General features: G+C 58.9%; 16 protein-coding genes and 2 tRNA genes. 16 read left to right on the top strand and 2 right to left on the bottom strand.

The genetic code is table 11. The features are described from left to right. The first annotated feature begins 28 nt into the window (after positions 1–28). The gene (rdgB, locus tag CI603_RS00240; RefSeq protein WP_121912570.1) at positions 29–715 is read left to right on the top strand and encodes an RdgB/HAM1 family non-canonical purine NTP pyrophosphatase; all 687 of its coding nucleotides are present in this window, start codon (positions 29–31) and stop codon (positions 713–715) included. Between the two features lie 240 nt (positions 716–955). After that, on the top strand, positions 956–3,880 hold the full coding sequence (locus CI603_RS00235) for a hypothetical protein (RefSeq protein WP_259465422.1): 2,925 nt from the start codon (positions 956–958) through the stop codon (positions 3,878–3,880). Between the two features lie 78 nt (positions 3,881–3,958). On the opposite strand, the gene CI603_RS00230 is transcribed toward CI603_RS00235, so the two are convergent. Both CI603_RS00230 and CI603_RS00225 read right to left on the bottom strand, forming a co-directional pair. Further along, positions 3,959–4,039, bottom strand: a tRNA-Leu gene (locus CI603_RS00230). Positions 4,040–4,079: 40 nt separating this feature from the next. Next, a tRNA-Thr gene (locus CI603_RS00225) sits at positions 4,080–4,152 on the bottom strand. Positions 4,153–4,275: 123 nt separating this feature from the next. Between CI603_RS00225 and CI603_RS00220 the strand changes: the two genes are divergently transcribed. The 14 genes from CI603_RS00220 (at position 4,276) to CI603_RS00155 (ending at position 21,436) form a co-directional block, all read left to right on the top strand. Next, a complete protein-coding gene (locus tag CI603_RS00220; RefSeq protein ID WP_121912569.1) occupies positions 4,276–5,400 on the top strand; it encodes a mannose-1-phosphate guanylyltransferase in 1,125 nt (374 codons plus the stop codon). Between the two features lie 129 nt (positions 5,401–5,529). Then, on the top strand, positions 5,530–7,227 hold the full coding sequence (gene pgi, locus CI603_RS00215; protein ID WP_121912568.1) for a glucose-6-phosphate isomerase: 1,698 nt from the start codon (positions 5,530–5,532) through the stop codon (positions 7,225–7,227). Between the two features lie 221 nt (positions 7,228–7,448). Further along, the gene (rplS, locus tag CI603_RS00210) at positions 7,449–7,820 is read left to right on the top strand and encodes a 50S ribosomal protein L19 (RefSeq protein WP_046322486.1); all 372 of its coding nucleotides are present in this window, start codon (positions 7,449–7,451) and stop codon (positions 7,818–7,820) included. A gap of 151 nt (positions 7,821–7,971) precedes the next feature. Then, complete coding sequence (gene lepB / locus CI603_RS00205; protein WP_121912567.1) at positions 7,972–8,736, top strand: signal peptidase I; 765 nt, start codon at positions 7,972–7,974, stop codon at positions 8,734–8,736. Positions 8,737–8,743: 7 nt separating this feature from the next. Then, entirely contained in the window at positions 8,744–9,451 is a 708-nt protein-coding gene (locus CI603_RS00200) for a ribonuclease HII (RefSeq protein ID WP_121912566.1), read from the top strand. A 38-nt stretch (positions 9,452–9,489) separates the two neighbouring features. Further along, positions 9,490–10,611: a LacI family DNA-binding transcriptional regulator gene (locus CI603_RS00195; RefSeq protein ID WP_121912565.1), complete on the top strand. Its 1,122-nt coding sequence runs from the start codon at positions 9,490–9,492 to the stop codon at positions 10,609–10,611. A 102-nt stretch (positions 10,612–10,713) separates the two neighbouring features. Continuing rightward, positions 10,714–12,327, top strand: coding sequence for a xylulokinase (locus tag CI603_RS00190; protein WP_121912564.1), 1,614 nt, complete (start codon positions 10,714–10,716; stop codon positions 12,325–12,327). 64 nt (positions 12,328–12,391) lie between these two features. Further along, positions 12,392–13,084, top strand: coding sequence for an L-ribulose-5-phosphate 4-epimerase (locus CI603_RS00185; RefSeq protein ID WP_045923976.1), 693 nt, complete (start codon positions 12,392–12,394; stop codon positions 13,082–13,084). 28 nt (positions 13,085–13,112) lie between these two features. Beyond that, positions 13,113–14,627: an L-arabinose isomerase gene (araA, locus tag CI603_RS00180; RefSeq protein WP_121912563.1), complete on the top strand. Its 1,515-nt coding sequence runs from the start codon at positions 13,113–13,115 to the stop codon at positions 14,625–14,627. Between the two features lie 244 nt (positions 14,628–14,871). Further along, positions 14,872–16,902, top strand: a complete 2,031-nt coding sequence (locus CI603_RS00175; protein ID WP_121912562.1) for an LPXTG cell wall anchor domain-containing protein — start codon at positions 14,872–14,874, stop codon at positions 16,900–16,902. Positions 16,903–17,093: 191 nt separating this feature from the next. Beyond that, the gene (locus CI603_RS00170) at positions 17,094–17,963 is read left to right on the top strand and encodes a hypothetical protein (protein WP_110424889.1); all 870 of its coding nucleotides are present in this window, start codon (positions 17,094–17,096) and stop codon (positions 17,961–17,963) included. 406 nt (positions 17,964–18,369) lie between these two features. After that, the gene (locus CI603_RS00165; RefSeq protein WP_183122166.1) at positions 18,370–19,608 is read left to right on the top strand and encodes a class C sortase; all 1,239 of its coding nucleotides are present in this window, start codon (positions 18,370–18,372) and stop codon (positions 19,606–19,608) included. Positions 19,609–19,735: 127 nt separating this feature from the next. Then, on the top strand, positions 19,736–20,584 hold the full coding sequence (locus tag CI603_RS00160) for an aldo/keto reductase (RefSeq protein WP_121912560.1): 849 nt from the start codon (positions 19,736–19,738) through the stop codon (positions 20,582–20,584). A gap of 54 nt (positions 20,585–20,638) precedes the next feature. Further along, positions 20,639–21,436: an HNH endonuclease family protein gene (locus CI603_RS00155; RefSeq protein ID WP_259465421.1), complete on the top strand. Its 798-nt coding sequence runs from the start codon at positions 20,639–20,641 to the stop codon at positions 21,434–21,436. Positions 21,437–21,455 lie beyond the last annotated feature (19 nt).

The raw sequence follows: 21,455 nt of genomic DNA, 5'->3' as shown, positions 1-21,455 counted from the left end.
GGCGGGCATTTTAGCGAAAAGGATCGGTATGGGGCAGGTCAAAACAGTGGTTGTGGCCACACACAACGAGGGCAAACTACGTGAACTTCGTTGCATACTTGACGGTTTCCTGGTCGATGAGGGTCAGAGGATCGAGTTGGTTTCGGCCGGCCAGTTGGGCCTGCCCGATCCGGTGGAGACCGGCACCACTTTTCAGGAGAACGCCCTTCTCAAGGCTGGGCAGGCTGCCCATGAGTCAGGTCTGCCCGCGCTGGCGGACGACTCGGGGCTGGTCGTTGATGTGATGGGCGCCGCCCCGGGGATCCTTTCGGCAAGATGGAGCGGCCGCCACGGCGACGACCAGGCCAACTTGGAGCTCTTGCTGAACCAGCTGAACGACATTCCCGACGACCACAGGGGAGGACGGTTTGTCTGTGCTGCCGCCCTGGTCGTTCCGGATGTGCCAGGATATGCCGTCCGTGGGTGCCAGGTGACCAGGCTTGGCGAGATGCCTGGAACCATCATCCGCCAGGCACGTGGGGAAAACGGGTTCGGCTACGACCCGATCTTCGTACCGAGGGATCAGCCGCAGGGCACCGGCAAACAGCGACTGCTAACCTCGGCGGAAATGACCTCGGACCAGAAGAATGCCATATCGCACAGGGGCAAAGCATTGGCAGCCATCATGCCGATTCTCGTCAGCTGGGTGCTGGGGGACGGCCATATAAAAGGCTGATAGGCCTGGCGGAGTCAACACCGTGAAAGGCCGTGGAATACCGGCTGTGAAAACACCCTATTTGAATCCCAGATTACGCCTTCAATTTCGGTACCCTTAAAGCAAGTAAGGGGGATAGAAGACACCGTAAATGAAGATGCGGCACTTGTGATCTAAGGTTTCGTGGCCTGCACTGGGGACATATCAAGCGTGCAGTCCATCTGATTCTGGAGATGGTCTCATCGTGGTGTGGGGGGTAGCGTGTTGAAGCATTTGCAAGAACGGGGCACTAAGGGTCCACAGCATGTGGATCGCCCTATCATCGCTGTTTTGATAACTCTTTTGGCGACGCTGGCCATGGTCGTTCCCCTTGGGCTGAGCGCTCTTTCGGCAAACCAGGCCAATGCCACCGATGCGCAAGGCGCAACAGCAAGCGCAAAGCCGTTGCTCTATAAACTTCTGGCTTATAATGACAAAATTGATTCCTACGAGGATGAGCTGCGCATGGACTTCATCCTGCGTGTGAAGCATGGCGCATTCGATCCGCAATGCCAAAACGGGGATGATTCCTCTGCGGCTGGAACGCAAACTTGTGCATTGTCTTTCTTCTACGAATTCGAGGGAGAGACCAGCAAAACGCACTATCGGAGACTGCGTTATATGCAGACCATACCGTCAGACAGCAGTGATCCCAATAAACCAACTTCTATTGCCGACCCTGGCGCTGGTGCAGTGAAATGGGCGTATAACCAGAACGAATACTTCACGGTCCACAAGGTGATCAACTCTGGCCTTTATGATTTTCTGGTAATCTCCATTGAAGGAGATTTGTCTTATGGAGACAAAAACGATAACCCGCAATATTACCAGGCGGGGGGTTATCCTCAGCCGCTCAACCTCTATGCGGTTGTTGGTCCGCAGAATACTTTGACCTGCGGCTCTTTCCCGTGGGCTTATAATAGTGATGATTGCACTGACTTCCATCCTGAATCTTTGGTCGGTTTAGGCGATACGGTCTCCAACATCACTGCAGATCAGGGGAAAAACATAAAGCTGTACATGGGCGATTGCTACGCCAACGATCCGAACCGCTGCAGCGGGCCTGCATCCTTTGTCGGCTGGGACAATTATCCGGTGCTGTGGAGCGGGAATCAGGCCAATTGGGGCCTGGTAACCGATTATGGGCTTTCAGTTGATCTGGGAAACAATCAGAGCAAACCCTATAACCCAGGGATAGCACCGCCCAACTCCTTCTTTGTCTATTGGTTCAATGTCCGAGGCAGGAGCAATATATGCTCCAAGACCGATTCTTACTACTACCAGTGGGTTGGTCTTAAAAACAGCCAGTGGATGCCTGTCGATTCCTTGACCCCCAAACCCGTACTGTTAGGCAATAAACAACAAATCAGCAAGAACAATGCAAAGACAACCTCCTGGGGCATTCAATACGATGTGGGAACCAACAACGCTAATAATTCCGGCGTTCAAGCCTCGAATATAGCGCAGCCGGCGACAGGTCCAGCAAACGAGCTGAACGTGAACGCAGCAAATCCGACGGGTCCGCAGGCAAAAGACGGATCAATCGATTTCAAGCGCATTACGGAACAAGAGGGCTTCGACGGGTACTTCAAGCTGGTCACCTGGCCTGTGACCAGGAATATGGATGACACCGGCACCAGCAACAACTGCACGGTCAGCCCAGAAGTATACAACCCAATGCGAGTGGGTCTTGTCGGCATAACGGACGATATGGATGCTACGCAAAAGGATAAGAATCTGGACACGGGATGGACCATTGACACTGCCTTCTATAAGTATGACGTGCCTCGTCCCAACGATCCGACCATAACCAACATCCAGAATGATGCCGACGGCTCCTTGAATGCCTCGGGGAGCGTCTATACCGGCACGCTTGATCCGGTGGTCAGCGGTGAGTGCACTCCCTCCAAAGACGACACGCATCCCAACACGGTTACCCTTTATGGCGAGGATCCCAGCAAACCCTTCAAGGAAGGGCAGAGCAAGAGCAGTGATGACTTGGTGAAAAGCTCGGATTCCTGGGGGGTCAAGCTGGGAGAGACCGTATGCAAGGTCGATCCAAAGAGCAAGCAGGGAGGGTCCTGGCAGATACAGGACACCAACAAGCAGTATCCGTCGCCTGATCCCGGCAATAAGTACAACGGCTACAGGCGCTATCACGCCTGGGTGACCGAGTCGGCCTCCGGGTTCGGTTTGACCTCGCTCTTCTCGAACATAGGAACAGCCTATTTCGTCTCCAACGAGAAGGCTCCCGATGGCAGGCTCTCTGTAACGGTGCCCCATACAAAAAACGGGAATCTGCCGGCAAACTCGGTCGTCACCTTGAAGGGCACGGTTTCACCTATATATACAGCCTGGTCTTCGGGAGGTCTGGGGATGACCGATTCCAAGATGGCCATTTCCATGAAACAGAACACTGCCTCGGACTGGACCAGTCTGGTGACCACTCCGGCCAATACCTTCCAGAGGGACTCGGCGGTCAATACCACTGTGCCTTCCTTCACGGACCCCACGTCAGGCTCTGTGCTGAATGTCGTCAAGACGACGGCTTCCACATGGTCCTGGAGCTTGAACATACCAGCTGACAAATTCAAGGGCTACAACGGTGACGACGAGACAGAAAAATATACCTTCCAGGTCAAGATGATCAACCCGCTGAATGCCCCTTCGGATCCGGTTTCCATCAATCAAAAGGTTGACATCACGCCAACCACTCTGACCTTGGAACGGTATGACGTCTTCCAAGTAGGAGGGAAAGCATACAAGTATGTCAACGGTAATACAAGGATTCCTGAGACCAAAGGCACTCTGGTCCATATAACCTGGCCCGACAATACAAGCACCGATGTCGCCGTGGGAGACCAGGGTTCATGGCAGGCGAGTACCCCTGAGGGGATAAACAAGGGGGTAATCACTGCCCAGGTTTCTTCCGACGATGCCGAAAGCGCTGATCCACAAAGCGGCAACTTCAAGGGAGGAAACGAGTCAGCCGCAGTGTCGCACAGGCTGGAATTCCGGCCCTCCAATGCCTCCCTGCCCCTCACTGGAGGATGGCCGCTTTCCGTGCTCAAGATAATAGCGATGCTGGCACTGGGTCTGGTCGGCTTTGTCGCCTGTCTAAGGAACAGGCAAGAGAGCCGATACTGATTCCGCGGCATAAGGCAGGGTCTGCACTCGGATCCATGGAATTTGGGGTATGAGCGCAGGCCCTGCTTGTGTTTCCTGTGCGCGAGATGGGACTCGAACCCACACGTCCGAAGACACAGGAACCTAAATCCTGCGCGGCTACCATTACGCCACTCGCGCGTACGACATACCTCGCCGTTTAAAAAGCAGCTGGTAGAAGAGCCACTTGACAGAATCGAACTGTCGACCTTCTCATTACGAGTGAGACGCTCTGCCAACTGAGCTAAAGTGGCCTTCGCCTCCCGTCCGGACATACCGGAAGAAGACAACATGCTACATCATACTGGATGCGCGCGATAAAAAACGCCTTGGGCTTCGGACCGAGGGTGTACAAGCTTCTTGACACAATGGAGGGCATGGATCTCAATGATTTCTATGCCGTCATTCCGGCTGGTGGCGTGGGTACCCGGCTCTGGCCATTGAGCCGCCAGGACCGGCCCAAGTTCCTCTACGATCTGTTGGGTTCAGGCAGAACAATGATCCAGGGCACCTTTGACCGGCTGGCTGGCATCTGCGGGCCCGATCATGTGGTCGTCTCCACGGGCCAGCGGCATGTGGACCAGGTGCGTCAGCAGCTTCCGGACCTGGCTGAGGACGCGCTCTTCGCCGAGCCTGTTCCTCGCGATTCCACGGCGGCTATAGCCTTGGCGACTGCTGTCCTGGCCCAGCGGCACGGAGGGAAAATCATCGTGGGCTCCTTTGCCGCCGACCACGTCATCCGAGACGACAAAGCGTTCGCTGCCTCAGTGGAGCAGGCGGTGGCGGCGGCCCGAGCCGGTTATGTGACCACCATCGGCATCGCAGCCTCCCGTCCCTCCACCGCCTTCGGCTATATCCACCAAGGCCCCTCCCTGGCCGATCGCATTCCTGGGGCTCCGGATGCCCACCTGGTCAGCGAATTCGTAGAGAAGCCGGATGCCTCTACGGCCCAGGCCTACCTGTCAACAGGGGAGTACCGGTGGAATGCCGGCATGTTCGTCATGCAAGCGCAGGTGCTCCTTGACTGCCTGCGTCGTTACAAGCCGGAGCTCCACGCCGCAGTTATGGCCATTGTCCGGGTCTGGGACCAGGGCGAGCAGGTGCGCAGCCAGGCCATGGAGGAGCACTGGCCGGGCATCGAGAAGATCGCCTTCGACTATGCCGTAGCCGAGCCATTATCAGCGGCCGGCGGCGTGGCGGTTGTTCCAGGGGGCTTCGATTGGGACGACATTGGCGACTTCAATTCAGTGGCGGGTCTGCTTCCGTCGTCCAACAGGCGCAACATCAAGATTCTGGGTGATGCCGACCGGGTCATGTACTTGGATTCAGCCGGAGACATGGTCGTGCCCGGCTCCGAACGCACGGTCGCTCTTCTGGGCGTGGATGACATGATCGTTGTCGACACTCCCGACGCTCTCCTGGTGGCCCCTCGGGCCCGCAGCCAGGAGGTCAAGGACATGGTGGCCAAGCTGGCCCAGTACGGCTGTGACGACATACTCTGAGAGCGATCCGGTCCAGCTTAGAAGGTTGGCCGATTTTGTTGTCTTCTGTCTGCTTTTGTGAGTAGTTTGGGGTACAGAACCGGGTGCTCGGCAGACCGGGCATCACCTCATGAAAGGACCCGAACAACCATGGCCATCAATCCTCCAGTGGACGCTACCAGCACCAAGGCCTGGGCGGCCTTGCACCAGCACTTCGACGACATGCAGCGCCAGGGGATCGATCTGCGCGCATGGTTCGCCAAGGACCCGCAGCGCACCGAAAAGCTCAGCTTCGAGCTGGGCGATCTCTATATCGATCTGTCCAAGAACCTGATTCAGCCCGAGACCCTTTCCCTGCTGGCCCAGCTGGGCCGCGAGGTCGGCCTTGAGGAGCGGATCGAGGCCATGTTCAACGGCGAGCACATCAACAACACCGAGGACAGGGCCGTTCTACACACAGCCCTGCGCCGTCCCGAGGAAGACCGCGGCCGACTGATCGTGGACGGGCAGGATGTGGTGGGCGACGTCCGCGACACCCTCAATCGCATCTATGCCTTTGCCGACCAGGTCCGCTCGGGCAGCTGGACTGGTCTGACCGGCAAGCGGATCACCACCGTGGTCAACATCGGCATCGGCGGCTCCGACCTGGGCCCGGTCATGGCCTACGAGGCTCTGAAGCCCTATGCCGATGCCGGCATCAGCGCCCGCTACATCTCCAACATCGATCCCAACGACCTGGCCGAGAAGACGCGCGATCTGGATCCGGAAACAACGCTCTTCATCATCGTCTCCAAGACTTTCACCACCCTGGAGACCCTGACCAACGCACGCCAGGCCCGCGCCTGGCTCCTGAAGAGCCTTGGGAAACGTGGCCTGCTGTCCAAGGACGGCCAGGACCTCTCGGCCGAGGCCATCCGTCGGCACTTCATCGCCGTCTCGACGGCCCTGGACAAGGTGCGCGACTTCGGCATCGATCCGGACAACGTCTTCGGTTTCTGGAACTGGGTCGGCGGCCGGTACTCGGTGGATTCCGCCGTGGGCACCTCCCTGGCCATCACCATCGGCCCCGAGCGCTTCGAGGAGTTCCTCAAGGGCTTCAACACCGTTGACCGCTACTTCCGCGCCACCCCTCTGGATAGGAACGTAGTGGCCCTGATGGGTCTGCTCAACGTCTGGTATGTCAACTTCTTCGGAGCACACTCGCACGCCGTTCTGCCCTATGACCAGTATCTGCACCGCTTCCCGGCCTATCTGCAGCAGCTGACCATGGAATCCAACGGCAAGTCCGTGCGCTGGGACGGCACACCGGTGACCAGCCTGACCGGAGAAATCTTCTGGGGGGAGCCCGGCACCAACGGCCAGCATGCCTTCTACCAGCTGATTCACCAGGGCACCCGTCTGATTCCTGCCGATTTCATCGCCTTCGCCAACACCCCCAACCCGGCCAAGGACGGCGACCAGGACGTGCACGAGCTCTTCCTGGCCAACTTCCTGGCCCAGACCAAGGCATTGGCCTTCGGCAAGACCGCTGATGAGGTCCGTGCCGAGGGCACTCCCGAGGCCATCGTCCCGGCCCGGGTCTTCACCGGCAACAGGCCCACCACCTCCATTTTCGGCGATGCGCTGACCCCGGCAGCCCTGGGCGAGCTGATCGCCCTCTACGAGCACGTCACACTGACCGAGGGCACCGTCTGGGGCATTGATTCCTTCGACCAATGGGGAGTTGAGCTGGGCAAGAAGCTGGCCCGCGAGATTACTCCGGCCATCTCCCGGGACGACCAGGCGCTGGCCGAGCAGGATCAGTCCACCAGGTCTCTGATCGCCTTCTACAGGGCCCATCGCCGCTGATACCCGGCCGGGCCCTTGCAGGTCCGGCTCGTGGTATATTATTGGACAGTTGTTTGCCGGAAGGGCAGCTGCCGCATGGGCTCCCTTCCTTTCAGGTCCAGCCGGATGTTCCGGCGGATCGGCACCCCCGACGGCAGACCGTCGGGTTCCGTTCAGGATCGCTTCCTTGTGGATTGCGGTCCATGACATGGGTCGACGTGCGGCGGCCATGGAGGAACAGCATGAACGCGATTCAGGAATTTGACGCCAGCCATATGAAGCCTGCGGAGCAGATCCCCGACTTCCGTCCCGGCGATACCGTCGAGGTCAACGTCAACATCACCGAGGGCAACAACTCCCGTATCCAGGCTTTCACGGGCGTGGTGATCGCACGTCAGGGCTCCGGTGTGCGCGAGACCATTCTGGTGCGCAAGGTAAGCTTCGGCGTGGGCGTCGAGCGTCGCTTCCCTCTGCACTCCCCGCAGATTGACTCCATCAAGGTGCTGCGCCACGGCCGTGTCCGCCGTGCCAAGCTCTACTACCTGCGTGGGCTGCACGGCAAGGCCGCCCGTATTGTCGAGCGGCGCGACAACAAGGCTGAGTCCGACAAGTAGGATTTTGCCGGGGCGATTCAGCCCAGACCTTGGCCGTAAACACCCGGGATGCAGTTCTCCCGGGTTTTTTCATGCTTGGGTGTGTACGCTATGAGGCATGCGGGACCTATTCTATTAGTGTGTGGGTTTCTGCGGATGACAAGGAGTGAATATGGCCTTTCGGGATGAGGAAACGACCCCGTCAGGACTTTGGTACCCGGACGGCAGGCAGGCCACCTCAGCCCCGGTGCCACCCCGTCATGCCCACGGCCACCCTGGTGGACGCGGCTCTGCCAGGGGCAGCCACCCACGTCTTGGCGAGCGTGGCTTTCTGCCCGAGTTCTTGTTCGAGCTGGTTGTCCTGCTGGTAGTGGTCTCCATCCTGCGCATATTTTTGATTTGCAACTACATCATCCCTTCCGGCTCCATGGAGAACACCTTGGGCATCGGGGACAGAATCCTGACCACTCATAGGCTGACCAGATCCATGGTGGCTCCCCGCCGTGGGGATGTGGTGGTCTTTACTGATCCAGCTGACTGGCTCGGTGATGAATCCTCGCCCAGCTTTCGTGGCAATCACCTGGTCAAGCGCCTGATTGGCATGCCCGGCGACACGGTGGCCTGCAAGGGTCATGGCGCCCCGGTCACCGTCAACGGTGTAGCCCTTGACGAGAGTTCCTACCTGCGCCCGGGAGTAGAGCCAAGCTCCTTCCCTTTCAAAATCAAGGTCGATTCTGGGCATGTCTTCGTCATGGGCGACAACCGCTCCAACTCTGCAGATTCCCGCCTGCACAAGGACGACGGCCACAATGGTCTGGTTCCCATAGACAACATCAAAGGCACTGCGTTGCTGACCTATTACCCGGTGGGCAGCTGGAAGCTGCTCAATAACCAGCACAAGGTTTTCGACGCAGTGCCCGACCCGACCCAGAACTGACCCGGCTGTGAGGCGGATTCTGCCAACCCTAGCCACCGAGGCTGCCTTGGCTGACCAGGGAGCTGAGTATGTGCTGGGCCTGGACGAGGTCGGCCGGGGAGCCCTGGCGGGTCCGGCCATGGTTGGCGTGGTGGCGGTCAGGTCCGCCGACCTGCCCCACTTGAAAGTACCTGACGGGGTGGCGGATTCCAAGATGCTGACCCCTGCGCGTCGGCTGGCCATGTACCGTGATCTGGAGGACTGGGCTGCCGGCTGGGCGGTGGGGGCTTGCTCCAACCATGAGATCGACCAGTGGGGCATCGTTCACGCCCTGGGCATCGCCGCCCTGCGTGCCCTGGCCGAATTGGAGCATGGGATGGACCTGGGGCCTGACTGCCGCCTGGCTGCCATCCTTGACGGCCCCCATGACTACATCACCCCGGCCGCCGACAGCTTTGACGCCCCCGACATCCCGGTTCTGCCCACGGTTTCCACCCAGGTCAAGGGGGACGCCCACTGTGCCAGTGTGGCCTGCGCAGCGGTCATCGCCAAGGTCACCCGTGACCAGCTCATGGTCCGGCTGGCCGCCTCCGATCCCACTCTTGCCCCATACCAGTGGGAGCACAACAAGGGCTATGGGTCGCCAGCACACCTGGAGGCCATTCGGCGTCTGGGGCCCAGCCGTCTGCATCGGGTCAGCTGGCATTTGCCTTCATCCGGTCCCGGCAGGGGCTAATATCGGAACGGTCGAAACGGCTATCGGAAGAAGGTCACATGCCCGCAGGCAGCGGGGGCAGGTCACGGTCCAAGCGCCCCTCCATGTTCGAGGTTGCCCGGCTGGCCGGTGTCTCCCACCAGACTGTGTCCAGGGTCATCAACAATTCCAAGGACGTCTCGCCGGCAACCAGGGTCAAGGTGCAGCAGGCCATCAGAAAGCTGGGCTATCGACCCAGCAACTCTGCCCGGGCCCTGGCATCCAGCCGCAGCCGAACCATCGGACTGGTAGCTGGCGGTGTCAGTCTCTTTGGACCTGTCTCTTCGATCACAGCCATTGAGACCGTGGCCCGTTCCCATGGCCTGTTCATGTCGGTCATGATGGTGGACGAGTCAACCTGCACGCTTGCCGGATTCCAGGAGCTCTGCGGCACCTTCCTGGAGCAGAATGTGGATGCCTTTATCTTCCTGACACCCACCGACACCATGTTCCAGGCCGCCTGCCAGGTGGAGGTGAGCCAGCCCCGGGTCATCGTCACCTCCACGCATGGCATCACCAGTGTCGAAGAGGCTCTGAGCCGCCGGCGGGGCGATGGCCGTATAGCCCTGACCGGGATCGACCAGTGGGGCGCTGTGCAGCGTCTGGCCCGGCTGCTGGTCTCCCGGGGCCATCGGCGGGTGCTCTATATGGCCGGCCCCCCTCAGTGGCGGGACGCCGCCACCCGACTGGCCTCCTGGAAGGTGGCCTGCGCCCGCTGCCGCATACGAACGGCCGTGGTTCACGCCCGCAGCTGGGAGGCGGGGGAGTCCTACACGCTGATGAACCATCTGATCGATCAGCGGGGCATGAGCGGCACCTCCATGCCCTCAGCCGTGGTTACCGCCAACGACAACCAGGCCGTGGGCGTGGCACGGTCCCTGCAGGAGCACGGCATCCGCATTCCCAGTGACATCAGTCTGGTGGGCTTCGATGACGTTCCCACGGTAGACAACATGTTTCCGCCGCTGGCCACGGTACGCCCCCGCTTTGAGGATCTGGGCGTGGCCACCATGCGGCAGGTCCTGGCCCTGCTTCATCAGGGGCAGCCGGTGGACTTCCCGGTCACCCATCATGGGGTGGGGCTGATCCAGGCGGATGTGATTCAGCGTCGGTCCCTGGGCTATGCCGTCAAGCGCCTCTGACTACTGTTGGCCTGTATCCAGCGGGCTTGCCTGATGCCCTGGTCTCAGATACAATTGTAACCAGACTATGTGAGCGTTAACATATCAGGCAAAGGAGCGGACATGGTTCTTGGCGAACAAGGCGTCATCGTTAGCGAATTACAGGAGGGCGCGACCAGTCTGGGCATCGAATTCGGCTCCACCCGCATCAAGGCTGTGCTGATCGACCATGACTACCGGACGCTGGCCACCGGGGACGTCGAGTGGGAGAACCGGCTGGAGGACGGCCTCTGGACCTATTCCATGGACCAGATCCATCAGGGTCTGCAGGCGGCCTATGCAGCCATGGCCGAGGACGTCCGCCGCCAGTACGGGGTGACGCTGACCAAGATAGGCGCCATGGGGATTTCAGCCATGATGCACGGCTACCTGGCCTTCGACAAGGATGGTCGGCTGCTGGTGCCCTTCCGCACCTGGCGCAACACCAACACCCGCCAGGCCCATGAGGAGCTTTCGCAGGCCTTCAAGATCAACATCCCTGAGCGCTGGTCCATTGCCCACCTCTACCAGGCCATTTTGAACGGCGAAGAGCATGTGCCCAAGGTGGCCTATATCACCACCTTGGCCGGCTACATGCACTGGAGGCTTTCCGGCCGCAAGGTCATCGGCATCGGCGATGCCTCGGGCATGTTTCCCATCGACTCCTCCCGCAAGGAGTTCGACCAGGGCCTGCTGGACATCTTCTCCCGACTGCCCCAGGTCCAGGCCCAGTCCTGGGACATCCATGACCTGCTGCCTGAGCCATTGACCGCCGGCAGCGATGCCGGTGCGCTGACCGCAGAAGGCGTCGCCCTGCTCGATCCCAGTGGTCAGCTGCAGCCCGGCGTGCCCATGGCCCCGCCCGAGGGCGACGCGGGAACCGGCATGGTGGCGACCAACGCGGTTCGTCCCCGTACCGGCAACGTGTCTGCAGGCACATCCATCTTCGCCATGGTGGTCCTGGAACATCCCCTGCGTGATTTTCACCCAGAGGTGGATCCGGTCACCACACCGGCTGGGGATCCAGCCGGCATGAGCCATGCCAACAACTTCACCTCGGACCTGAACGCCTGGGTGGGGCTGTTCGGGGAATTCGCCAAGGCCGCCGGTCTGGATCTCAAGGGGGATGCGCTCTACGCCACCCTGTTCAACCAGGCCCTTCTGGGAGACAAGGATGCCGGCGGGCTGATCAACTACTGCTTCTATTCCGGGGAGTTCCTGGCTGGTCTGGAGGAGGGCCGGCCCGTCTTTGCCCGCGGCCCCGAGGGACGGATGACCCTGGCCAACTTCATGCGTGCCCAGCTCTTCTCGGCCTTCTCGCCGGTCACCATCGGCATGGATGTGATGACCCGCCAGGAGCATGTCCAGGTGGACACCATGGTCGGGCACGGCGGCATCTTCGCCACCCCCAAGGTGGCCCAGCGGATTCTGGCTGCCGCCTTCAACGCCCCCATCAAGGTCATGTCCACTGCGGTGGAGGGGGGCGCCTGGGGCATGGCCGTTCTGGCCGACTACCTGGGTCATGCCGACCAGACCCTGGCCGACTACCTGGATGCCAATGTCTTTGCAGGCGTCCAGTCCACAACAGAGCAGCCGGACCCGGCTGATGTGAAGGGCTTCAGAGCCTTCTTCGACCGCTTCACCAAGGGCCTGCCCATCGAGCAGGCGGCTGTGAAGACCATCCCCTTGCAGGGATGAGGCCGGGAGCTGAAAACGTCAAGCGGCCGGATCAGCGGGATCGGGCCGGGAAAAGGAGTTGCTGATGGTGTCCTTGGCTGATTATTCGCCCGAGGTGCGCGACGAGGTGAAACTGGTGCGCGAGCAGGTGGCCACCCTGCATGCGCAGTTGACCAGATGGAATCTGGTGGTCTGGACGGCGGGTAATGTCTCGCAGCGGTTGCGTTCTGCCGATCTGATGGTCATCAAGCCCTCGGGGGTGCGCTATGAGCACCTGACCCCGGGCTCCATGGTGGTCACCGATCTGGATGGCAATGTGGTTGACGGCGCTGAGGCCCCCTCCTCGGACACGCTATCGCACGCTTATATCTACCGGCACATGCCCGAGGTCTATGGCGTGGTCCACACCCATTCCACCTATGCCACCGCCTGGGCGGCCACCGGCAGGGACATCCCTTGCGTGCTGACCATGATGGGTGACGAGTTCGGCGGTCCCGTGCCGGTTGGTCCCTTTGAGCTGATCGGCTCCGAGGCCATCGGCAAGGGCGTGGTCGACACCCTCAAGGATCACCCGGGCTGCCCGGCCGTGCTCATGCGCAACCATGGGCCCTTCACCGTGGGAGCCGATGCCGAGGCTGCTGTCAAGGCGGCGGCCATGACCGAGGAGGTGGCCCACACGGTCTGGGCAGCCGAGCAGATCGGCACGCCCAAGCCCATCGATCCGGCCGACATAGCCAAGCTCAACGACCGGTACCAGCACGTCTACGGCCAGCACTGAGCCGGAAAACACAAGCAAAGGAGCAAGTATGAGCATGAAAAATCCCTTCGAGGGCAAGGAGCTTTGGTTCGCCGTTGGTTCGCAGGACCTCTACGGTGAGGAGACCCTGCGTCAGGTGGGCGTCCAGGCGGCGGACATCGCCAAGTCCCTCAACGACTCTGGGCGGATCCCGGTCAAGCTGGTTCTGAAGCCCACTCTGAAGGACTCGGATTCCATCCTGAACTTCATGGTCGATGCCTCGTCGAACCCGGCCTGCATCGGCGTGGTGGCCTGGATGCACACCTTCAGCCCTGCCAAGATGTGGATCAGAGGTTTGGAGAAGCTGCGCAAGCCGCTCCTGCAGCTGAACACCCAGCATCATGTGGAGATCCCCTGGGACACCATTGATATGGACTTCATGAATCTGAACCAGTCAGCCCACGGTGACCGTGAGTTCGGCTACATCCTGACCAGGCTGGGAATCCCGCGCAAGATCGTGGTCGGCCACTACACCGACCCCGAGGTTGCCGACAAGATCGGCGTTTGGGCTCGCGCCTGCGCCGGCTGGGACGCCGCCAACAACATGAAGGTCTGCCGCTGGGGCGACAACATGCGTGACGTCGCCGTCACCGAGGGCGACAAGACCGAGGCCGAGCGGGTCTTCGGCGTCTCCGTCAACACCTGGCCGGTCAACGAGCTGGTGGACCATGTGAACGCCGTCACCGACGACCAGGTCAAGGATCTGATCGAGGACTACAAGCGCAGCTATGAGGTGGCTCCCGAACTCCTGGACTCCCGGTACGACTCCCTGGTGGTGGCCGCCCGCGAAGAGCTGGGCATGCGGGCCATGATGGAAGAGGTGGGTGCTACTGCCGCCGTGGACAACTTCCAGGATCTGGGAGGTCTGCGTCAGCTGCCCGGCGTGGGAGCCCAGCGGCTGATGGCAGACGGGTACGGATTCTCGGCAGAGGGCGACTGGAAGACCTCGGTTCTGATCCGGATCGGCAACGTCATGGGCTACGGTCTCAAGGGCGGCTGCTCCCTCATGGAGGACTATTCCTATAACTTCGTGCCCGGCCATGAGGAGATCATGGGCGCCCACATGCTGGAGGTCTCGCCCACGCTGCTGACCGAGGGACGGCCCCGCCTGGAGATCCATCCCCTGTCTATCGGCGACAGGGAGGATCCCGTGCGCCTGGTCTTCACGGCTACGCCTTGCACCGATGCTGTGGTCGTCTCCCTGGCGGATGTGCGCGAACGCTTCCGCCTGGTCATGAATGTGGTGGATGTGGTCGAGCCCGGCGGGTCCCTGGCCAAGCTGCCTGTAGCACGTGCGCTCTGGAAGCCCCGGCCCTCGCTCAAGGTCTCGGCTGAGTGCTGGCTGCGTGCCGGCGCAGCCCACCATACCTGCATGACCACCACCGTGGGCCGTGAGGCCTGGGAGGACTTCGCGCGCATGGCTGGTGTGGAACTCGCCGTCATCGACGAGAACACTGAACCTCGGCGTTTCGAGGCCGACCTGCGTGCAGCCGAGCTCTACCATCGGCTGGATAACCGGCACTGAGCGCCTGTTCCAGGAAAGATAGCAAGGCCCCGCCACAGCACTTGTGGCGGGGCCTTTACATGTTCGGCTTGTCGGTTTGCGTTGTCACAATTTTGTCGGTACAGTGATGATTAGGCAATGGGAACAGTGGCATGTCCCAAAGTTGACATAAAGCCCACCCCCCTGAGTCGGGGAAGTGATCGGTTGGGGAGGCGAAGATGTGCCTGGCCATCCTGTGCCTATTAATACAGAAGGGAAAGCGTGCATGCACATGCAACGAGATAATGAAGGGATAAGGCTCCCTAAGCTTTTAGGCTTGGCGGTCGCCGGAGCGACGCTCCTAGCGGGCATGGTCGTTCTGCCAGCCACCCAAGCTTCAGCCGATGAAGATTCGTATGGATTCAGCACAGAGGATAACTTCAAACCTGGCGATTTGGATGACAGCATCCAGCCACAGCTGACAGTTACCAAGTACTTCTCACTGGTTGAAGGGTACGCTGCAACTGGATCTGCTAATGATGTCAATAATTTTAAGAACGACAAAGATCTAGTCCCGGCTAAGGGTATTAGGTTCAATGTCTTTGAAGTTGCTCCCAACGGATCAGCTACGAATATTAGCGATATAGTTGCCAGTGATACTAGCACTTGGAAGATGAAAGATGGCACCCAAAAATTCGTCGCAGAGACGGACGGACAAGGTGTAATAAAGCAGTGGTACGCGGCGAATACGGATGGGTCTCCTAATAAGGCGAACCCGCTGCAGTTCCCCAAAGGTGCTAACCATTACTTCATTTTGCAGGAAGACCAGAAGAATTCGCCTGCTTTCGCTAATGACAATCCTCAAAAGCTAGACATCACTAAGTATGCTCCTTCAGCAAACGCTTTCTTCGGCTTGCCCTATAGAACCAATGGGAGCAATACTGACAGCACTCCTGGATACATCTATAACCTCCACCTCTTCCCCAAGAACAGGCACAGCTCGGCATTTGCCAAGACAGTTCAAGGAGTCGCAGATGCCAAGACTGGTGAGGCGAAGGCCTCTCGTTTTGCGAAAGCAGGAGATAAGATCTCGTACAAGCTATCGCAGACGATTTTCAATACCACCAATCCAGTGTCGAAAGATGGCAAGCTCGATACGCACGAGTTGAAGGGCTCGTTCGCCGATCTTCGTATTGTCGATCGTATGTCCAGCTCGTTGAGCGCCAATAACGATTTCACTGTGAAAATCGACTACAAAGATAACACTAATGCGGATAAATCGCTACCTCTTACACAGGGTGAGAGTGGGCAGTACAAGCTCAGCACTCCTACCGAGAATCCAGACAGAATCCTGAAGACCGAAGCTTCCCCGCATATGTTCCCGGACAATCCTGAGAATGTCAGTTACTTCCAGTTTGACTTCTTTGGTGGGAATGCCACGGATACAGATGGTTTTATTAAAAAGTTGCAGGGACTTCCGGCAACGGTTCTGCAGCTTGATATCACTTACACTGCCACCGTTACTGGCAAGGGTGATTCGACTGGTACTGACGGTGTAGCAAACGATGCGGCTTCCGACTTTACAGAGAACACTACTGCAGACGGGAATCCTACTGACCCGATTCATGAGCATACGAACGTCGTCAACGCGGTTCTTGTTTTTGGTTCCATCAAGAGCGAGAAGGACGGTTATGCCGCCCTTCCTAAGACTGAGTATCGTCTGGTGGATCCCGGCAATCAGGACAAGTATCTGGCGTCTGATGGACAGTTCTATGCCCCGAAAGCACTGCCAGAAGATGCCGTGTTTTATTCGGCGACAGCCAATGAGGATGGTCTGGTAGTATTTGCTGGTCTGCCTATCTTTGATACCCCAGCAAGCGGTACCAGTCCCAAGGCTGCTACCAACACCGTCCCGGCAGGCATCAAGTGGAACGTGCTTGAGACCAAGACTCCTTCAGGATGGCGTAGTCCTGGTTTCTCGTTCCAGCAGGTTACTTATGACAATTACAAAGGTAAGACTGTAGACGAGCTCGTACAGGAACTTGGTCCTCACGCTACGATTCAACCTGACTATTCTAAGTTGAGCTTCGGAAAATTTGATGTACCGGCTACAACTATTACGAAGAACCCGATTAAGTTCAACAATGAAAACATCAGCAAGTACTTGGAGCATTATGCGGTGACCGATGCTGATTCGCCTCTGGCACTGCCTCTGACTGGTGGTCGCGGCATCCTGCTTCTGCTGGTTGTTGGTGCCTTGCTCATGGGTGGTGCTCTGTACGCTCGTAGTCGGCGCAACAACGCCGCCCGGGCCTGATGATGCGGTCACATTAGAAATTATGTGAGGTGACCTGATGGCGGACGGTTCCTCCGAGAATCGTCCGCCATTTTCATACGGACCGTCGGATTCTAGATGGTTCGTACATGTCGGGGCCGTTGGTCTGGTTTTTAGGCCAGCGGATCTGACGCAACCACGTCGTCGAAAGGCGGCCTTGGAAGGGAAGGTTTATGAAGGGAATTGCCTTGCCGAAATGCCTCACCCGCCGGGTCCTGCCCTGTCTGATTGTGGTCTTGGCCTGTTTAGGTCTGACTGCTTTCGATATGACGCCGGCGGCAGAAGCGGCGACGGTCAACCCGACACTGACGGTGCAACTCAAGAGAGGACATTCAGGTCAAGGCGGTCAGAACGACATCCTGCCGAGTGCTCCTGTATCGGCTGGAGCAGGGTATGTCTTTCGCGCCCTTAGGCTGGATGCCAGTACTCTGAAAAGCCGGGTGCAGGCACTTGACCATAACCCTGGGGCTGATAAGGCTCAAGCGGCTATCAGTAGCGAGGTGGCAGCCAACCCAGATGCTTTCAAGGATAAGAAACAACCAGCCGAATACTACGGTGTTTCTGATCAAGACGGCACCATCACCAACGCATCAGAAGCAAAATCTCAGGGAGTCTGGCTCACTGGAGCCCATCTTGATCTAGAAGCATCCACACTGACAGGAGGAAGCCCAGCTGTTTTTGACGGGGACTACTTCAATGCCTCATATTGGCTGGTCACTTTAGTAGCGCCACCAAAGAGCGAAAAAGTGAAGGTAGATCCTGTAGTTGTGCAGTTGCCGCTCTACCGGGAGCAGGGTGAAGTCCATCCGCTTTACGAGGTAACCATTAGTCCCAAGCTTGTTGACGTGCCTCAGAATGCGTTTCCGAATGGAGACCAAAGTGGGAATGGAGCTAAGACTGTTCCTGTCGTAAGATCAGGTCCACGAAAGCTGGCCGCTACTGGTGTATCTATGGTAGCGCCTGGTATTCTGCTCCTGGTTTTGGCCGCGATGGGCCTTTACTTGGCGGTTGTCGCGCGCTCCTGGAACAAGGATCAGCGCTAGGTATTCTCACAGACAAGTAGGTTTGATGTCATCACAGGATATCAGCGGCATCTGTGAGGGTGTATAAAAGACCGGCAGCATCATACAGGTGCCGCCGGTCTTTGTATGTCAAAAGCTATGTATAGCTATTAACCGGAATATACGAAATGCAGCATGAGGAAGGCTATAGATGGATCATAATATTGACTCGGCTACTATGAGCCCAGCTCATGCCCCTGGCAACAGTGATGTTGCTTATGCGTCCATTCCTGCTCAGCAAGCAGATATGCCGCCTACCTATGCTCCTAGTTCTGAACTTCCGCCTTCCTATCCGCCCTTGAAAGCTCCCAAGGATCGCGGTGCTTCAGACCCGAATGGTTCAGCTGCAATAGCAGATCCGGTGCTCGTTTCGGGCCAAGCTAAATCATTGGCCCCGATAATCGTCGTTTCAGGAAATAATCGCAAAGCAGTAGATGAGCAAGTCAATGCTGGGCAGATTGCCGTAACAGCATCCAAACAGGCCAAGAAGGGTCGAAGGACAGCCAAGTCCGGCCGAGGATTCGGGCTCCTGGAGACTTTGGCCTTTCTGATTGGTCTGGGAATCTTCCTCTACCCGCTGTTGGCCGCCTACGTGAACTACTCCGAGGATGCCACCGCAGTGGACAACTACGATCAGATCGTGGATGCACTCTCGCCAGCACAGCGCAAAGCCATGTGGCGCGATGCCAAGAAGTATGACGAGGAGTTGGGCAAGCCCACGCTGAGGGACCCCTTCAAGTACAAGGAAGTCAAGGAGCCATTGGGTCGCTACTACAAAACCCTCAATGTAGACGGCAAGGGCATGATGGCCTATGTGGAGATTCCCAAGATCAACGTCAAGCTGCCTGTGCGTCACGGCACCAGCGACCAGGTGCTCAAGGACGGCATAGGGCACATTGCCACAACCCATGTGCCTACCGACAACCGAACCATCCACTCCGTCATCACAGGGCACACCGGCGAAGTCGGCTACATGCTTTTCGATAACCTGACCCAGTTGCGCAAGGGAGACGTCTTCCAGATACGAGTGCTCAAACGGCATTTGAGCTATAAGGTAGACCAGATAAAAGTCATTTTGCCTACCGATGTCAGCGCACTGCAGCCAGTCCAGAATGCCAACTATGTGACCCTTCTGACCTGCTACCCCTATGGCGTCAACTCTCACCGCCTGATTGTGCGCGGACACTATATAGGCGATGACGTGCCTCCTACCCAACCTGTGGGTGCGCCCATTTACATGGTCTGGGTGCTCCTGGCTCTGTTTGCGGCCTGCCTGGTGAGCTGGTATCTGCTCTCACGTCGCCGGCGCAACTGCCGTCACGACCTGGAGCAGATGGAACATCTGGAATCTCGGGCGACAGGACCCGGGACTGTGGGGGAGCCGCTGGCGACGATCATGGTCAGCCATGAGCGGGAGACCCGATCAGAAGCCAACCGCCGTCACAGGTTGATCAAAACACGGCGAATCTGCAGCGCTCTCATGTGGCTGCTGGCTGTGCTCGGCCTCTTCTTCGCCTGGGGTGCGGTTGGGATGATGATGAGAATCGGCTTCCTGCCCGTATTCGACCTTGGCTACCACTGGTTCGATACCCACCTGATTTACTTCTTCGGTATCACCAAATTCTAGGCCTGTGCATGTGCGGACAGGTTTGACCACAGGGTCTGTTCTGTTGTAACCGGGCTTTTGCCCGGCTCTAGAATGGATCGAGCATGGCCCGGTAGACTGCTGGGCCGCGTCTGGGAAGGTTTGGACCATGACAGCAGTTCCTGACATCTTATTGTCTGACGGCAATCGCATTCCGCAGGTAGGCCTGGGCGTGCTCAGAATCGACGATGATCAAACCGCTGGAGTAGTGCAATCTGCCTTGGAACTGGGGTATCGTCACATCGATACGGCAGCGGGCTACCGCAACGAAGGAGGCGTGGGCCGTGGCCTCAAGGCCTTCGGTTGCCAGAGTGGTCCTGAGCGTGCCAACCTGTGGCTGACCACCAAGTTGCGTGACTCCGAACAGGGCTATGACAGCGCTCTGCAGGCCTTCGACCGCCAGCTGGCCCTGCTGGGCACTGACTATGTCGATATGTACATGATCCACTGGCCAACACCGTTCGATTGGCGGGCTGATCAGGTTTGGCGCGCTTTCCATCGGTTGCGCGATGAAGGGCGGGTGCGGACCCTGGGGGTCTGCAACTTCCTCCCAGAGCATCTGGAACGGTTGCATCGAGAGACCGGGGAGTACCCAGCGGTGGATCAGATTGAGCTGCACCCCAGCTGGCAGCAGCGCACAGTGACGGCCTTCTGCAAGGAGCACGGCATCGCCGTCCAGGCCTACTCGCCATTGGCGCGCGGCGCAGACCTGACAGCAGGAGGCGGAAGGCTGGAGAAAATCGCACAGGCCCACGGGGTCACGCCGGCTCAGGTGGTACTGCGCTGGCATATCGAAAACGGGACCATCATCATTCCCAAGTCTGTCCACCGGGAAAGACAGGCGGAGAACCTGGACCTGTTCGGCTTCAGCCTGACCTCGGAAGAGCACGCCGCCATCGATGCCATGGACTCCCCGGTGCGTGCAGGACACGACCCGATGACCTACGCCTACGCCTGACCGCTATTATGGATGATTCATGCATGCAGTCTAGATAGGAGGTATCGGCGGTAGATGACCGGTCCGAGACGCAGAAGATATCGGTATCGAGGCCGCAGCCGGTATGGTTCGGCATGGAGGAATCCCGCCCCGGCCCGCTTCCGTCGCGAATCGCTCACGGAACGGGTGCTGATCCTTCTGGTAGTGGCTGTGGTCCTGGGCATCACCATCGGCCTGATATTGCCAAGGGTCAATGGCGGGGTCGGACGGCTGACCGGCCGATATACGGCAACCGGCGATGCGGCCCAGACCCTGCAGGGCCTGATAGTGGACGATCACGCCCGCCCAGGCCGCCAGTATCGGCGTGAGGCCTTCGGCTTCAAGGAGACCGATGAGGACGGCAACGGCTGCAATGTGCGCGAGGATGTGCTGACCCGTGACCTGACTGACCTGCGTACCACTACTCCCGGAGGGTGCAAGGTGGCCAGCGGTCGTCTACAGGATCCCTATACCGGGCGGACCATCGAATTCGTCAGAGGACCGAAGACCAGTTCGGCCGTGCAGATTGACCACGTGGTCGCCCTGGAGAATGCCTGGCGATCAGGAGCCAGCAAGTGGGACACGGCCCGTCGTTACCGTTTTGGCAACGATCCCTATAATCTGCTTGCCGTGGACGGTCCGGCCAACCAGGCCAAGGGGAGTGCCTCGGCCGACTACTGGCTGCCCGAGAACAAGGGATATCAGTGCTCCTATGTGGCACGTCAGATAGCGGTCAAGGACAAGTATTCACTGAGCGTCACCAGCTCGGAAAAGCAGGCCATGCTGGCCGTTCTGCATACCTGCCCAGGCCAGCCTCTCCCGCAGGATCGCTGAGCCTGGCCTGTGGAAGGCT

It is taken from the genome of Bifidobacterium sp. wkB338, from assembly GCF_003688325.1.
GTDB lineage: Bacteria > Actinomycetota > Actinomycetes > Actinomycetales > Bifidobacteriaceae > Bombiscardovia > Bombiscardovia polysaccharolytica.
This window is presented reverse-complemented; position numbering and strand designations above follow the sequence as displayed.

What these genes read in the sequence shown, in the direction of transcription:
- CI603_RS00160 (WP_121912560.1), top strand. Translation starts at nt 19,736, where the DNA reads ATGACAGCAGTTCCTGACATCTTATTGTCTGACGGCAATCGCATTCCG.
- rplS (WP_046322486.1), top strand. Translation starts at nt 7,449, where the DNA reads ATGAACGCGATTCAGGAATTTGACGCCAGCCATATGAAGCCTGCGGAG.
- CI603_RS00190 (WP_121912564.1), top strand. Translation starts at nt 10,714, where the DNA reads ATGGTTCTTGGCGAACAAGGCGTCATCGTTAGCGAATTACAGGAGGGC.
- pgi (WP_121912568.1), top strand. Translation starts at nt 5,530, where the DNA reads ATGGCCATCAATCCTCCAGTGGACGCTACCAGCACCAAGGCCTGGGCG.
- CI603_RS00220 (WP_121912569.1), top strand. Translation starts at nt 4,276, where the DNA reads ATGGATCTCAATGATTTCTATGCCGTCATTCCGGCTGGTGGCGTGGGT.
- CI603_RS00195 (WP_121912565.1), top strand. Translation starts at nt 9,490, where the DNA reads ATGCCCGCAGGCAGCGGGGGCAGGTCACGGTCCAAGCGCCCCTCCATG.
- CI603_RS00185 (WP_045923976.1), top strand. Translation starts at nt 12,392, where the DNA reads ATGGTGTCCTTGGCTGATTATTCGCCCGAGGTGCGCGACGAGGTGAAA.
- CI603_RS00155 (WP_259465421.1), top strand. Translation starts at nt 20,639, where the DNA reads ATGACCGGTCCGAGACGCAGAAGATATCGGTATCGAGGCCGCAGCCGG.
- araA (WP_121912563.1), top strand. Translation starts at nt 13,113, where the DNA reads ATGAGCATGAAAAATCCCTTCGAGGGCAAGGAGCTTTGGTTCGCCGTT.
- rdgB (WP_121912570.1), top strand. Translation starts at nt 29, where the DNA reads ATGGGGCAGGTCAAAACAGTGGTTGTGGCCACACACAACGAGGGCAAA.
- CI603_RS00170 (WP_110424889.1), top strand. Translation starts at nt 17,094, where the DNA reads ATGAAGGGAATTGCCTTGCCGAAATGCCTCACCCGCCGGGTCCTGCCC.
- lepB (WP_121912567.1), top strand. Translation starts at nt 7,972, where the DNA reads ATGGCCTTTCGGGATGAGGAAACGACCCCGTCAGGACTTTGGTACCCG.
- CI603_RS00175 (WP_121912562.1), top strand. Translation starts at nt 14,872, where the DNA reads ATGCACATGCAACGAGATAATGAAGGGATAAGGCTCCCTAAGCTTTTA.